This is a genomic window from Ramlibacter pinisoli (assembly GCF_009758015.1).
Taxonomy (GTDB): Bacteria; Pseudomonadota; Gammaproteobacteria; order Burkholderiales; family Burkholderiaceae_C; genus Ramlibacter; species Ramlibacter pinisoli.
In genome coordinates this window covers 2,312,975-2,326,829 of the sequence record NZ_WSEL01000003.1, presented here as the reverse complement: position 1 = coordinate 2,326,829, position 13,855 = coordinate 2,312,975, and the positions used below count along the sequence as shown (strand labels likewise).

Annotated in this window: 16 protein-coding genes; 4 read left to right on the top strand and 12 right to left on the bottom strand. The window is 70.5% G+C overall.

The features are described from left to right. Positions 1-69: 69 nt before the first annotated feature. The 3 genes from GON04_RS12550 to GON04_RS12540 all read right to left on the bottom strand — a co-directional run bounded on the left by GON04_RS12550 (position 70) and on the right by GON04_RS12540 (position 1,770). Positions 70-609 carry a hypothetical protein gene (locus GON04_RS12550; protein WP_157398181.1) on the bottom strand — a complete coding sequence of 180 codons (540 nt, stop codon included), beginning with the start codon at positions 607-609 and terminating at the stop codon, positions 70-72. Between the two features lie 64 nt (positions 610-673). Next, a complete protein-coding gene (locus tag GON04_RS12545) occupies positions 674-1,150 on the bottom strand; it encodes a spore coat protein U domain-containing protein (RefSeq protein ID WP_157398180.1) in 477 nt (158 codons plus the stop codon). 365 nt (positions 1,151-1,515) lie between these two features. Beyond that, on the bottom strand, positions 1,516-1,770 hold the full coding sequence (locus GON04_RS12540) for a hypothetical protein (RefSeq protein WP_157398179.1): 255 nt from the start codon (positions 1,768-1,770) through the stop codon (positions 1,516-1,518). 203 nt (positions 1,771-1,973) lie between these two features. Here GON04_RS12540 and htpG point away from each other — a divergent pair, with 203 nt between their 5' ends. Beyond that, the gene (gene htpG, locus GON04_RS12535) at positions 1,974-3,911 is read left to right on the top strand and encodes a molecular chaperone HtpG (RefSeq protein WP_157398178.1); all 1,938 of its coding nucleotides are present in this window, start codon (positions 1,974-1,976) and stop codon (positions 3,909-3,911) included. Here the strand turns inward: htpG and GON04_RS12530 are convergent. The 3 genes from GON04_RS12530 to GON04_RS12520 are packed head-to-tail and all read right to left on the bottom strand — an operon-like array spanning position 3,908 to position 6,563. After that, on the bottom strand, positions 3,908-4,606 hold the full coding sequence (locus GON04_RS12530) for a molybdate ABC transporter substrate-binding protein (protein ID WP_157398177.1): 699 nt from the start codon (positions 4,604-4,606) through the stop codon (positions 3,908-3,910). The two genes, htpG and GON04_RS12530, sit on opposite strands and share 4 nt — an antisense overlap. Continuing rightward, complete coding sequence (locus GON04_RS12525) at positions 4,606-5,580, bottom strand: tripartite tricarboxylate transporter substrate binding protein (protein WP_157398176.1); 975 nt, start codon at positions 5,578-5,580, stop codon at positions 4,606-4,608. Before GON04_RS12525 ends, GON04_RS12530 begins: the two co-directional genes overlap by 1 nt. A gap of 17 nt (positions 5,581-5,597) precedes the next feature. Continuing rightward, a complete protein-coding gene (locus GON04_RS12520; protein ID WP_157398175.1) occupies positions 5,598-6,563 on the bottom strand; it encodes a tripartite tricarboxylate transporter substrate binding protein in 966 nt (321 codons plus the stop codon). 70 nt (positions 6,564-6,633) lie between these two features. Here GON04_RS12520 and GON04_RS12515 point away from each other — a divergent pair, with 70 nt between their 5' ends. Then, positions 6,634-7,509 (top strand): fumarylacetoacetate hydrolase family protein, encoded by an 876-nt coding sequence (locus tag GON04_RS12515; RefSeq protein ID WP_157398174.1) that lies wholly within the window; start codon positions 6,634-6,636, stop codon positions 7,507-7,509. A gap of 47 nt (positions 7,510-7,556) precedes the next feature. Next, positions 7,557-7,922 carry a hypothetical protein gene (locus GON04_RS12510; RefSeq protein WP_157398173.1) on the top strand — a complete coding sequence of 122 codons (366 nt, stop codon included), beginning with the start codon at positions 7,557-7,559 and terminating at the stop codon, positions 7,920-7,922. A 34-nt stretch (positions 7,923-7,956) separates the two neighbouring features. On the opposite strand, the gene GON04_RS12505 is transcribed toward GON04_RS12510, so the two are convergent. The 4 genes from GON04_RS12505 to GON04_RS12490 form a co-directional block, all read right to left on the bottom strand. Next, positions 7,957-8,955, bottom strand: coding sequence for a serine/threonine protein kinase (locus GON04_RS12505; RefSeq protein WP_157398172.1), 999 nt, complete (start codon positions 8,953-8,955; stop codon positions 7,957-7,959). Between the two features lie 26 nt (positions 8,956-8,981). Next, on the bottom strand, positions 8,982-10,070 hold the full coding sequence (locus tag GON04_RS12500) for a DUF2855 family protein (protein ID WP_157398171.1): 1,089 nt from the start codon (positions 10,068-10,070) through the stop codon (positions 8,982-8,984). 69 nt (positions 10,071-10,139) lie between these two features. After that, complete coding sequence (locus tag GON04_RS12495) at positions 10,140-10,556, bottom strand: organic hydroperoxide resistance protein (RefSeq protein WP_157398170.1); 417 nt, start codon at positions 10,554-10,556, stop codon at positions 10,140-10,142. 54 nt (positions 10,557-10,610) lie between these two features. Next, positions 10,611-11,060 carry a MarR family winged helix-turn-helix transcriptional regulator gene (locus tag GON04_RS12490; RefSeq protein ID WP_157398169.1) on the bottom strand — a complete coding sequence of 150 codons (450 nt, stop codon included), beginning with the start codon at positions 11,058-11,060 and terminating at the stop codon, positions 10,611-10,613. A gap of 242 nt (positions 11,061-11,302) precedes the next feature. Here GON04_RS12490 and GON04_RS12485 point away from each other — a divergent pair, with 242 nt between their 5' ends. Further along, positions 11,303-12,034 carry a hemerythrin domain-containing protein gene (locus GON04_RS12485; RefSeq protein ID WP_157398168.1) on the top strand — a complete coding sequence of 244 codons (732 nt, stop codon included), beginning with the start codon at positions 11,303-11,305 and terminating at the stop codon, positions 12,032-12,034. On the opposite strand, the gene GON04_RS12480 is transcribed toward GON04_RS12485, so the two are convergent. Together GON04_RS12480 and GON04_RS12475 are read right to left on the bottom strand one after the other, a co-directional pair. Beyond that, positions 12,031-13,368, bottom strand: a complete 1,338-nt coding sequence (locus tag GON04_RS12480; protein ID WP_181654018.1) for a GAF domain-containing protein — start codon at positions 13,366-13,368, stop codon at positions 12,031-12,033. The genes GON04_RS12485 and GON04_RS12480 overlap by 4 nt on opposite strands. Continuing rightward, positions 13,365-13,853 (bottom strand): hypothetical protein, encoded by a 489-nt coding sequence (locus GON04_RS12475; RefSeq protein WP_157398167.1) that lies wholly within the window; start codon positions 13,851-13,853, stop codon positions 13,365-13,367. The genes GON04_RS12480 and GON04_RS12475 overlap by 4 nt, the downstream gene beginning before the upstream one ends. Positions 13,854-13,855: the final 2 nt, after the last annotated feature.

Below are 13,855 nucleotides of genomic sequence, written 5' to 3'. Positions count from 1 at the left end.
CCCGTGACCGGGCAACCACCCAGGGTCGCATTCCCGGGTGTTCGGTAACGTGGGCCGCCAGCTTGAAACTCAGTAGGAGACGGTGAGGACGCGCGTCGAGTCGGTTTGGGCGCCGCTGGCCCCCGAGCCGGCCCCTGCGAACAGGGTGCCATCGATACTGACATTGATCACCCGAGGCGTGCCGTTGGTGGCGGTCGCGCCTGCAGTCAGCACCGGATCGGCGCCTGGCGCGTCTGTGCCGGGAGTCGCTCTCAGCTCGTAGCGTAGGCCGGCAATGCTGCCATTGGTCTTGGCGGCCGTGGTCCCGCCGCCGTCCACACTGTTCGCAGCCGTGTCCCACTTGAAGGTTGGTGTCACCCCACCGCCGCGCGTGCATTCAAAGGCTAGCGCCACTGGCCCGGCGGGCACGTCCGCGGTCGCGAAAGCCTGGACCGGGCCGAAATCGATGGTCACCGCGCCAGTCGGTCCGGTGGCCAGCTGGCACTTGGCGGTGAAGTTGACCTTGACGTCGACATTCTTGGTGGCTGACGCCACTGTCTGGGCACTGGCGTTGCCGGAAGCCAGGACCAGCGTGGCGGCAGCGGCGGTGAGGAGATGCAAGCGTTTCATGGTGGCTCCTGGAGTTTGAGGGGGAGTGAAAGGCCGAGGAAAGGATTGACGGTGACGCCGGGCCTCAGAAGGTCACCGTCAGGGTACGGGTGGCGGAGGCGGCGCCCGAAGGCCCCGTCCCGGCCTGGCCGGCCGGCATGGAAGCGTTGACGGTCACCGGATAGGTGTCGGGTGTGCCGATGTCGCCGGCGGTACCGAGGACAGGGGCTGCGCCGTTGGTACGGGTGCCGTTGGTCGCGGTGAGCGCGTAGCGCAGGCCGGCCAGGACCCCTTCGCCCGAGGTGGCGCCCCCAAGGGCGTCCCAGCCGAAACTCGGCGTGGCACCTAAGTTGCGGGTGCACTCGAAGTTGATGGTCACTGCCGATGCGGTGACGGCCGACGGGCTGAACGCCGCGTACGTACCGAAGGCCACATTGATCGCCCCGCTGCTGGCCGCGGCCACCCGGCATTGGGAGGACAGCGTCGCGCTCAAGGTCAGGTTCTTGGTCGCCGTGCTCTGGCCGAGCGCGGCCGTGGAGCCCATCAGGACGATGAGGGCCATGGCTACAGAGCGGGCGAGAGCGGGAAACGGGACCATGTCGGAGAGGGATTCGGCTGAATGGCCTAAGCAAAACACTTAAGGCTGAGCCGACTGTAACGAGCCTCGTAACGTTCTGCAACGACAAACTTCACGAAAATCAATGGTTTACGTGAGTCGACTCCATTGTCGCGCTCACATTTGGTGCATTTAGTTACAAAAACGACCAGAGCGTGTGGCTCGGCACCGACGATCGGCGCTGCGCGGCGGATGCGCGGTGGCGCGGGCCATCCGTCGCTCGGCGGGCGCCGCGCGTCGGATGCCCGGGCACTGCGCGGGGCGTTGCGAAAAAAAGCGGGGGCGCTGGCGCCGGGTGCCCAGCTAGCCGGCTAGCGGCGCAGGGCGCCGGGCCGGGTGGCCGTGAACGTCAGGGCCGGCGCCTGGGGCGCGGCAGTGCTGATGCAGAGGACCGGCGCCGTGCCGGCCTGCGGTGCGAAGGCTTCCAGCCGCAGGCTGACCGGGGCCTTGCGTCGGCCCTTGGTCGGGGGCGGCACCGCCGTGACCGTCACGGTGTCGGGCAGGTCGGCCGGCAGGTCCGCGCCCGGCGCGTCGTCGGTGGGGTGGGGGTGCGGTCGGTACAGCATCGCAGGCAGGTGCCCGCAATGTAACCAGAAGTCACGCGTGTGCAACGACTGCAGATTTCATGTGCGTCGAGTTCTCCACGCTCGCTGCGCGAAACTGTTGCGCGTGCGCCGCTGTGGCGCGTGGGCGGTCGTGCGCGTCGCGGCCGCTTGAAAAGCGCGGACCCGTCCCCAGCATTGGCTCGCGCAAGTCACCCTTCATTCCCATGTCCCAGACCAAGCAAACCCTTTCCTTCCAGGCCGAAGTCGCCCAGCTGCTGCACCTGGTCACCCACTCGCTGTACTCGAACAAGGAAATCTTCCTGCGCGAGTTGATCAGCAATGCCTCGGACGCCTGCGACAAGCTGCGCTTCGAAGCCCTGCACAACAACGCCCTGTACGAAGACGTGCCCACCCTCGAGGTGCGGGTGTCGTTCGACAAGGCCGCCCGCACGCTGACCATCGCCGACAACGGCATCGGCCTGTCTCAGCAGGAAGCCATCGACAACCTGGGCACCATCGCCAAGAGCGGCACCCGCGAGTTCATGAGCAAGCTGTCGGGCGACCAGAAGGCCGACGCCCAGCTCATCGGGCAGTTCGGCGTCGGCTTCTATTCCGGCTTCATCGTGGCCGACCGCATCGCGGTCGAGTCGCGCCGGGCCGGCCTGCCGGCCGACGAGGGCGTGCGCTGGACCAGCGGCGGCGCCGGCGACTTCGAGGTCGAGACCATCACCCGGCCCCAGCGCGGCACCAGCGTCACGCTGCACCTGCGCGAGGACGCCGAGGACTACCTGTCGACCTGGAAGCTCAAGTCGGTCATCGCCAAGTACTCCGACCACATTTCCCTGCCCATCCTGATGCGCAAGGAGGAGTGGAAGGAGGGCGAGGAAGTCGCAGGCGGCCCCGCCGGGGCCACGTCGGGCGGCTCGATGGTCCTCACCGACGAGTGGGAGACCGTCAACCAGGCCAGCGCGCTGTGGACGCGGGCCAAGAAGGACATCACGCCCGAGCAGTACCAGGACTTCTACAAGCAGATCTCCCACGACCACGAGCCGCCGCTGGCCTGGGCGCACAACCGCGTCGAGGGCGCGACCGAGTACACCCAGCTGCTCTACATCCCGGCCAAGGCGCCGATGGACCTGTGGAACCGCGACAAGGTCGCCGGCGTGAAGCTGTACGTCAAGCGCGTGTTCATCATGGACGACGCCGAGGCGCTGATGCCGGTGTACCTGCGCTTCGTCAAGGGCGTCATCGACTCGGCCGACCTGCCGCTGAACGTCAGCCGCGAGCTGCTGCAGGAAAGCCGCGACGTGCGCGCCATCCGCGAAGGCAGCACCAAGCGCGTGCTGTCCATGCTGGAGGATCTGGCCAAGCTGGAGAGCGACGAGGACGCCTCGGCCGAGGACAAGGCCAAGTACGCCGGCTTCTGGGCCGAGTTCGGTGCCGTGCTCAAGGAAGGGCTGGGCGAGGACTTCGGCAACCGCGACCGGCTGGCCAAGCTGCTGCGCTTCGCCTCCACCCAGTCCGACACGCCCAGCGTCGCGCTGGCCGACTACAAGGCGCGCATGAAGGACGGCCAGGACGCCATCTACTACATCACCGCCGACACCCTGGCCGCGGCCAGGAACAGCCCGCAGCTGGAGGTGTTCCGCAAGAAGGGCATCGAGGTGCTCCTCATGACCGACCGGGTCGACGAGTGGGCGCTGAACTACCTGCAGGAATTCGACGGCACGCCGCTGCAGTCGGTGGCCAAGGGCGCGGTCGACCTGGGCAAGCTGCAGGACGAGGCGGAGAAGAAGAAGGCCGAGGAAGCGGCCGAGTCGTTCAAGCCGGTGCTGGCCAGGCTGAAGGAGGCGCTCAAGGACAAGGCGGAGGACGTGCGCGTCACCAGCCGCCTGGTCGACTCGCCGGCCTGCCTGGTGGTGCAGGACAGCGGCATGAGCATGCAGCTGGCCCGCATGCTCAAGCAGGCCGGCCAGAAGGTGCCCGACGTCAAGCCGGTGCTGGAGGTGAACCCGGAGCACGCGCTGGTCAGGAAGCTGGACGGTTCGGTCCACTTCCATGACCTGGCGCAGATCCTGTTCGACCAGGCGCTGCTGGCCGAGGGCGGCCTGCCGGACGACCCGGCGGCCTACGTCAAGCGCGTGAACGCACTGCTGGCCTAGAGTGGATCGAACCCGGCCGCCCGCCGGGCCGGTTCGGTGTCGGCCGCCGCCAGCAGCTCGATGCAGGCGGCCGACGCCTGCGGGTCGACCGCCCGGGTGCAGACGGCCGCCGTGTAGACGGTGGCCAGCTCGAACGCCCGGGGCAGCCCGCCGACCCATTCGACGCCGGGCGTGTCCAGGATCTCGGTCATCTGGGTGCAGCCGATCGCGCCCGGTTCCCGGCCGGTGGCCAGCTCGCGCATGGCGGTCGCGCCGTTCGGGAACTCGCGCAGGCGGCCGGCCAGCTGCTGTTCCAGGCCCAGCGCACGCAACACCTTGAGCACGTGCTGGCCGGCGGTGGACTGCACCGTGTGCGGCACGTACAGCGCCGTGGCGCCGGCGAACACCGCCGCCAGGTCCGGGCCGGTGGTCACCGCCGGGTGGACGGCACCGGCCTGGACCGCCACGCCGGTGCGCACGCGCCCGAGCGGCCGCGCCGAGCCCGCCTGCACCAGGCCCTGGCGCTCGAGGTCGGTGATCAGGGCGTCGCTCAGGATGAGGAGGTCGCAGGCCGCGCCCGCCAGCAGCTGGTCGCGCATGGTGCCGACGGCGCCGAAGCTGCCCTCGATGGCCAGCCCGCGCGCGGCGAGCGGTTGCTGCAGCGCCCGCACCAGGCCGTGCGCGGCGCCGCCGCTGAGAACCTGCACAGTCGCCATCAGTCGGCCTTGATGTTGGCGGACTGGATGACCTTGGCCCACTTGGCGATGTCGTCCTGCATGTACTTGTCGAACGCCGCCGGGCTCATGACCATGGCCGTCGCGCCCTGCTGGCCCCAGGACGCCTGCACGTCCGGCTGGCTGGCGATCTTGCCGATGGCCTCGTTCAGCCGGTTGACGATGGCGGCGGGCGTTCCCTTGGGCGCCAGCACGCCCAGCCAGATGGTCGCCTCGTAGCCGGCGACGCCGGACTCGTCGACCGTCGGCACGTCCGGCAGCACGGCCGAGCGCTTCTTGCCGGTGGTGGCGATGGCCTTGACCTTGCCGGCCTTGATCTGCTCGGTCATGGTGGTCACGGCATCGAACATCAGCTGCACCTGGCCGCCCAGCAGGTCGGTGCGGGCGCCGGAGCTGCCCTTGTACGGCACGTGCACGATGGACGTGCCCGACATGCTCTTGAACAGCTCGCCGGCCATGTGATACGGCGTGCCGTTGCCCGAGGAGGCGTAGTTGAGCTTGCCCGGCTGCTCCTTGGCCAGCTTCACCAGTTGCTGGACGTTGGAGGCCGGCACGGAGGGGTGGGCCGCCAGCACCAGGTCCGAGTAGTTGATCGGTGCCACGCCGACGAAGTCGCGCGTCAGGTTGTACGGCTTGTTGGGCAGCAGCGTCTCGTTGACGGTGTGCGTGTTCGACATCAGCAGCAGCGTGTAGCCGTCCGGCGCCGACTTGGCGACCGCGTCGGTGCCGATCACCGCGCCGGCGCCGGGCCGGTTGTCGACCACGATGGGCTGGCCGAGCTGGTCGCCCAGGCGCTGCGCGATGAAGCGTCCGTAGACGTCGGCCGGGCCGCCAGTGGCGTAGGGCACCACCAGCTTGATGGGCCGCGCCGGCCAGTTCTGGGCCAGCGCGGGGGCGGCGGCCAGCACCGACGTCGCAAAGACGGCGGCCACGAATCGTTGCAGCACCGGGACCATTGCACGCTCCTTGGTTGTCACTCCACCTTGCCGATCTTGCGCACCACCTCGCCCATGCGGCGCACGTCGGCCTGCACGTACTTCTCGAAGTCGGGCGTGTCCTGGAACATCACCGGGCTGCCGGCATGGCCGATGACGTCGCGCACCTTCGGGTCGTTGCCGGCGGCCTTGGCCGCCGCCCGCAGGCGCTGGGCGACCGGCTCGGGCACGCCGGCCGGGATGAACAGGCCGGACCACTGGGCGTACTCGGCGTTGTAGCCGGCGTCCTTCAGCGAGGGCACATCGGGCAGCGACTCCAGCCGGCCGTTGCCCCAGTGTCCCAGCACGCGCAGCTTGCCGGCCTTGACATGCTGGACCACCGTGGCGGGGCCCGACGACACCGCGTCGATCTGCCCACCGAGCAGGGCCACGACCGCCGGGGCGGCGCCGGTGAACGGCACGTGGGTCATCTTGACGCCGGCGGTCTGGGCCAGGATTTCCATTGGCACGTGCATGGTGCCGTAGTTGCCCGAGGAGCCGTAGTTGATGGCGCCGGGGCGCTTCCTGGCGTCCTCGACGAAGTCCTTCACCGTCTTCCAGGGCGCGTCGGCGCGCACGGCCAGCACGGTGGGGTCGGCGGTGAAGCGCGCGAGCGGGCGCAGCGACTGGTAGCTGTACATCTGCGGCCGGCCGATGATGGCATCGGCCTCGGGCAGCACGCTGTACGAGGACAGCGCCATCACGATGGTGTAGCCGTCCGGCTGCGCCTTGGCGACCTGGCCCATGCCGATGCCGCCGCCGGCACCGCCCTTGTTCTCGATGATGACCGGCTGGCCCAGGTCGCGCGACATCGCCTCGGCGACAGGACGGCCGACGATGTCGGCCAGGCCGCCGGCCGGGAACGGCACCACCATGGTGATCGGCTTGCTGGGGAAGGGGGATTGCGCGGCGGCAATGCCGGCAGCCGCCATCAGCGTGGCGGCCAGGACGGTACGTCTCTGCATGTGCTTGTGTTCTCCTTGTTGAGCGTTAGCATGCTACAGTGCCCGCCCCCTCCCGGAGAGAGTTTTCCCGATGAAGATTGCTGCCTACCTCGACCAGGGCCGACCCGCTGTTGGCATCGTCTCGTCCGACCTGCTGACCGTGCTGCCGCTGCAGGTGTCGGCAGCCGAAGCACAGCTCGGCGCGCTTCCCATCGTCGAGCGACTCGCCGCCGGCCAGCCGCTGCCCGCCACCGGCGCTCCCGTGGCGCTCGATGCGGTCAAGCTCGTCGCGCCGATCCCGCGCCCGCGCCGCAACATCTTCTGCGTCGGCAAGAACTATCACGCGCACGCCAAGGAGTTCGCCGGCAGCGGCTTCGACAGCAGCGCCAAGTCGGGCGGCGACATCCCGAGCGCGCCCATCCTGTTCAGCAAGGTGCCCGAGTCGGTGATCGGTCCCGACGAGCCCATCCTCATCCCGGCCGAGGTGTCCACCGCGATCGACTACGAGGCCGAGCTCACGGTCGTGATCGGCAAGGGCGGCAAGGGCATCCGCAAGGAAGACGCGCTCAAGCACGTCTGGGGCTACACCATCGTCAACGACGTCACGGCGCGCGACTGGCAGGGCCGCCACTCGCAGTGGCTGCTGGGCAAGTCGTTCGACACCTTCTGCCCCATGGGGCCGTGGCTGGTGAGCGCGGACGAGTGCGACGGCACCGACACCCGGGTCAAGCTGTGGGTCAACGACGAGGTGCGCCAGGATGCCTCGACCAAGGACTTCATCTTCGACATCCCGACCTTGATCGAGTGCGTGTCGGCCGGCATCACGCTCTACCCCGGCGACCTCATCGCCACCGGCACGCCGGCCGGCGTGGGCATCGGCTTCAAGCCGCCCAAGTACCTGAAGTCGGGCGACGTGGTGCGCATCACCATCGACGGCATCGGCGAACTGCGCAACCCGCTGCGCTGAAGCATCCCTTCACACCCGGGCGTAGCGCTGCCCCCCAGAATGGGCTGATGGCAACCAGCGTCTTCTCTCCCCTTGCCCGGCTGGCCGCCGCCGCACTGGTGGCCACATTGGCCGGCTGTGCCAACACGGGTGTGGGCGCCGGCGTCAGCATCCCGGTCGGCCCGGTCTCGATCGGGATCGGTGGCGGAACCGGCGGGCTGTCGGTCGGCGTCGGCACGGGCGTCGGCCCGGTCGGAGTCGGCGTGGGCGTCAACCAGAGCGGCCAGGTCTATGGCGCCACCGGCGTCGGCGCCAGCGTGCCGATCGGCAACAGTCCCGCGCGCGCCGGTGTCGGCGTGGGCACCGGCGCGGTGCTGTACGACCCGAACGCGCCCAAGCACCTGGGTCCGGCCGCGGCGCCACAGACACCCTGAACGCGGCACGGCCGCAGACGCCCGATCGATCGCGTCAGGCGACCAGGGGCGGCTCGGCCATGGCCTCGATCTGGTCCTCCAGCACCTGCACCTGGCCCTTCCAGTAGTCGCTGCTGCCGAACCAGGGAAACGCCGCCGGGAACGCCGGATCGTCCCAGCGCCGGGCCAGCCACGCGCTGTAGTGGATCAGGCGCAAGGTGCGCAGCGGCTCGATCAGCGCCAGCTCGGCACGGTCGAAGTCGCGCACCTGTTCGTAGCCGTCCAGCAGTGCGCCGAGCTGGTGCTGGCGCTGCGCCCGCTCGCCCGACAGCAGCATCCACAGGTCCTGCACGGCGGGGCCGCTGCGGGCGTCGTCGAGGTCGACGAAGTGCGGCCCCTGGTCGGGTGTCCACAGGATGTTGCCGGGATGGCAGTCGCCGTGCAGGCGCAGCACGCGCAGCGCTGGATCCGCGGCGCCCAACGCCTGCTCGACGGCGGCCAGCGCGGCGTCGCAGGCGGTGCGCCACGCGGCCTCGACATCGAGCGGCACCTGGTGGTGCCCCAGCAGCCAGTCGCGCGCGTCGGTGCCGAACTCCTGCAGGCCCAGGCGCGGCCGCTCACGGAAGGGCCGCGCGGCCCCGACGGTGTGGATGCGGGCCAGGAAGCGCCCGATCCATTCCAGCACCTCCTCGTCGTCGAGTTCGGGCCGGCGGCCGCCGCGGCGCGGGCTGACGCTGAAGGCGAAGCCGCCGTGGTGGTGCAGCATCGCGCCTTCGATGCGCAGCGGCGCCACCGCGGGCACCTCGGCGGCCTCCAGTTCGGCCGCGAACGCGTGTTCCTCGTCGATGGCGGCATCGCTCCAGCGGCCCGGCCGGTAGAACTTCACCACCACCTGGTCGTGGCCGTCGACCGGCCCGTCGAGCCAGACCTGGTAGACGCGGTTCTCGTAGCTGCTCAGGCCGAGCAGGCGGCCGTCGCCCTGCAGGTCAAGCGTGGCTAGCGCGTCGAGGACGACGTCGGGCGTGAGGGTGTCGTAGGGATGGGAGCCGGGCATGGCGCATTGTCGGCGCGCCGGCGCGGTCAGCGCAGGTCGACCAGCAGGCCGGTGCGGGGCTCGATCGCGCCGTCGCGCAGGCGCTCGAACGCGCCCTGGGCCGCCGCCGCCCCACGCACGGTCTGCGGCATCAGCCAGGGCGGCGTGGCCGTCGACAGGGTGGCCAGGAAGGCCTGCCAGGACGCCAGCAGCCGCTCCTGCAGCACGGCGCCGCCCCAGTCGGCCTGGCGCTTCTTTGCCTGGGCCGGGGCGAAGAACAGCACCGGCCGCGGTCCGGCCAGCCCGCCGGCGCCGCCCAGCTCGGTCACATGGGTGTCACCGACCGAACAGCTGTAGCGCAGGGCGTCGCCGAAGTGTTCGTGCACCGCCCGGCGCAGCGCGGCGTTGCCGGCGAAGTCGACGTACACGCAGGGCTCGCCGGCCGGCAGTTCGGCCAGCGCGGTGTAGGGCAGCACGCGCCCGTAGCACCCCAGCGAGGTGCAGAACGCGACATGCGCGGGCGAGGTGAGGCCCACCACCTCGATGCCGGTCCGCTGCGCCAGCAGGTGGGCGGTGCCGTAGGCGGTCTTGCTCGACGCGCTGGACAGCAGCACGCGCTGCGCGCCGAACCAGCCGTTGTCGGCCAGGAAGTCGTCGATCAGCCAGGAGGTGGTGTAGAGCGGACGCAGCAGCGCCTGCAACTCCTCGCTCGCGGGCGTGTAGAAGGGATCGGCGGTGCAGCGCAGGTACTGGTTGTAGACGGCGTGCAGGGCGGCGCGGTGCGGGGCGGCGTCGCGCCAGCCCTGCGGCGCCAGCCGGTCCGGCTGCAGCACCGCGCTGCCGGCCAGGGGCCAGTAGCCGTACAGCCGCTCGCCGACCGCCACGCCGGGGTGCAGGGACTGCACGACCGTGCCGAAGCCCCACGTCGGCACGATGCCCCAGCCGTCCTCCCCGGCGGGAAAGAAGCGCCAGTAGTCCATCGCCGCGCCGAAGGCCGCGTAGGTGATGTTGTTGGCGGTGAGCGCGAGCCGGTCCAGGCCCACCCGCACCTGCCCGGCCGCCAGCGGCGGATCGTCGCCGGCGCGCAGGCGGGTGCTGCGCAGGTCGTCCTGGCGCACGAGCAGGGTGGTGGTCATCGGGCGACGCTAAACGAAACGGCCCGCCCGTTCAACACGGGCGGGCCGCTGGCGCGACGATGGGGACGCTCAGACCAGCTTGAGCTGGACGTCGATGTTGCCGCGCGTCGCGTTGGAATAGGGGCAGACCTGGTGGGCGTCGTCGATCAGCTTCTGCGCGGCGGCGCGGTCCATGCCGGGCAGCGCGATGTTCATCCGCACGGCGATGCCGTAGACCTGGCCGACCGGGCCGAGGTCGACTTCGGAGTCGACCGCCAGGTCGGCGGGCAGCTGGATCTTCTGCTTGCCGGCCACCGCCTTCATGGCGCCGATGAAGCAGGCCGAATAGCCGCTCGCGAACAGCTGCTCGGGGTTGGTGCCGGTGGCGGCCGTGCCGGGCGAGCTGAGCTTGACCTCGAGTCGGCCGTCGTCGCTGCGCGACTCGCCGTCGCGGCCGCCGGTGGTGTGGGCGCGGGCGGTGTACAGGACTTTGTCGAGCTTGTTCATGGATTGCCTTTCTTGGGGTGGACAGGAACGGGAACGTTAACGGAATGGGACGGATCAGCGGCCCAGGCGCTCGCGCAGCGCCTGCAGCTCGCGCGTGAGCTGCACGACCTCGGCCACGCTGCAGCCCGAGGCTTCCAGCACGCAGCCGGGGATCTTTCCGGCGCGGGCCCGCAGGCGCCGGCCGGCGGCAGTGAGCGACACCTGCACGCGCCGTTCGTCGTCGACCGCGCGCAGGCGCACGACCAGGCCCGCCGCTTCCAGCCGCTTGAGCAGCGGGGTGAGGGTGCCCGAATCGAGCCGCAGCCGCTCACCCAGCTGGGAGACGGACAGGCCGTCGTCCTGCCACAGGGCCAGCAGCGCGAGGTACTGCGGGTAGGTGACGCCCAGCTCGTCGAGCAGTGGCTTGTAGAGCTTGGTCATCGCCAGCGACGCCGAGTACAGGGCGAAGCACAGCTGGTTGTCCAGGTGCAGCGCCTGTTCCGCGGGAATCGCCTTCTTGTGCATGGCCAGGATTGTAGTACCCAATTAAATTGCGAGCAATTGAATTGGCTTGGCGCCCGCAGCCCGGCCGTGGAGGCGCGCCCGTGACGCAGTGCACGGAATCGCCGGTGGCGGCACGACTTAAGGTTTGTTTAGGAATCACTTAAGCAAATCTTCAGAACGGTGCCTGGCGGCGGTTTCCACAATCCGCTTCGCGATCGCCGGAGCGCTTCGATTTCCGGCTCCCGAACCCCGCAAGGAACCCCATGAACATCGACCTCCAGGAACTCCAGCAACTCGCAGCCGTGCAGCCGCGCCTCGACCTCTACGGCGGGATCCACAAGGCCCTGCGCGCCTTCATGGCCGACACGCTGCTCGCGCTCGGCCGCGTCGACGTCGAGGACGCGCCGGCCCTGGCCGCGGCCACCCGGCAGGTCGTCGACCTGATGGACCTGTGCGTGTCCCACCTGCGGCACGAGAACGAGTTCCTGCACACCGCCATCGAGGCGCGCGCCCCCGGCGCCAGCAGCGCGATCGCCCACGACCACGGGGACCACGAGCGGCACACGGCGCAGCTGCGCGCCGCCGCGCTCGCCCTGCGGGAGGCCTCGGACGCGCTGCGTCCCGCGCTGTGCCAGGCCCTGTACCGCGAGCTGGCCGTCTTCGTGGCGGACAACCTGCGCCACATGCACGTCGAGGAGACCGCCCACAACGCCGTGCTCTGGGCCCGCTACACCGACGCCGAGCTGGCGCAGATCCACGACGCGCTGCTGGCGACCATCCCGCCGGCCGAGATGGCGGTGGTGGCGCGCTGGATGCTGCCCTACCTGAACCCGGCCGAGCGACTGGGCATGTTGCGCGAGGCCGGCAGCAAGATGCCGCAACCGGCCTTCCACGCCATGCTGGAGGGGGTGCGGCCCCACCTGGCCACGAAGGACTGGGCACAGCTGGCGCGCGGCCTGGGCTTGCCGCCGGTGCCCGGGCTGGCGGGGGTCTAGGCTTCCGCCAGGGCCAGCGGCCGGGCCACCGCCAGCCGGAAGCGGCCGCGGCCGGTCTTCTCGATGCGCAGGTGCGGCCCGTGCTCCTGCAGCCGCCGCTGCAGCAACAGCAGGCGTGCCTCGAGGTTGTCGGTGACGTCGGGCAGGCCCAGGGACGGATCGAGCCGCAGCTCGCGGTTGCTGAACTCGGTGCGCCCCTGCTGCACGTGGTCGCTGGCGAGCTTCCAGAGGATGGCGCCGGCGACCCCCTTGATCAGGTACTGGTCGTCGAGGAACACGCTGTCGTTCGCCCTGAAGCGGCGCATCTGCAGCGTCGCGCCGCGCGAGCCGGCGGGCGCGACAGCTGTGCCGGGCTCGGGCTCCGCCTCGGCGCAGGATTGCAGCAGGTCGATGGTGGCGCCCAGGTGGCCGGCGATGGCGACCAGGGCATCCTCGTCCTCGTAGCCGAACTGCAGGTCCTGCGGGCTTTCCACGAACACCACGCCCAGCAGCCGCCCGGCGGACAGGATGGGCACGGCCATCTGGCTGTGCGGCTGGGCCAGCCCGGGGTAGGGAATGTCGGTCACCGGCTCGAGGTCGGGCTGGTCACGTTCGAAGCTGCTGCGCATGGCCTGGCTGTAGAGCGCCGCGTTCGTCATGTGCATGATGCGCACCGGCGTGCGCTCGCGCGCCGCGACGCCGATGACGCCCTGGCCGACGCGGATCTCGGAGCCGACGCCCGAGGTCGGGTAGCCGCTGCTGGCCACGGTGTACAGCCGCTGGCCGGGTTCGTCGTGCATCAGGATGAGGGCATGGCGCATCCCGAGCGCGTCGTTCAGCGTCGCCAGCACGGCGTTCAGCGCGTCGCCCAGCGTGGTGCTGCGCGCCAGCCGCTCGCTGGCCAGCCGTAGCGCCGCCAGCTGACCGGCCCGCGCCGGCGGCGGCGGCAGCGGCTCGCCGGGCACGTTCTCGATCGCCTCGACCTCGTAGACGTCCGAGCCGAGCAGGCGGAACACCTTCTCCATGCCGGTGTGCGAGGCGATGCCGGCCAGCTGGGCCGCCATGCGCTCGAACAGCGGTCCGGCCGACTCGGTGCGCAGGTAGCGGATGTGCAGCCGGAAGTAGCCCGCGGTGCGCGGGTCGATCAGCAGCACCGTGGCGCGCGGGTTGGCCAGGATGTTCTGGCGCGTCTTGTTGAAGAACTGGAACGACAGCGCGACATGGCGGTCGTCGACGTGGAAGACCTGCGAGATGTAGGCCACGTTGGGCACGCCGCCGGCGTCGCAGGTGGCCAGGACGGCCGGGATCACGCCTTCCAGGCAGGCCCGGATGTCGGCCAGCGCCGGCCCGCTCACGCGCTGCCCCCGATGGTGCGGCCGGCCAGCGGACCGGGGGTCTGCTCGAACGCCTGCTCGGCCTGGAAGGACACCGCCACCAGGTCCTCGAGCCGGTACGCCAGCATCGCCCGGGCGATCGCCGGCGGATGGCCCACGCGGCCGATCTCGTGCTCCATCGAGGCCAGATAGCGCGCCAGCAGCGGGCGGTCGGCCTCGGTCGCATCGCGCAGGCTGGCGCGGCGCGCCTTGAGCTGCACGGTGCAGTGCGTCGCCGGCTCGGAGAACACCACCGCGAGGTGGCCGGTGCTGGCGATGTCCTGCACCAGCTGGCGCGACTGGCTGCGCGCCAGGTACACGGTGACGGTGGCCCCGTCGGGGCTGACGGCGCTGCCGACCGCGCGCATCAGGCTCGGGCGCAGGGCGGCATCGCGCGAGGCGACGTTGGCGGACACCCCGCGGGCGATCATGGCCAGCAGGTTGCCCGGGAGCGTGACGCCGGCCATGG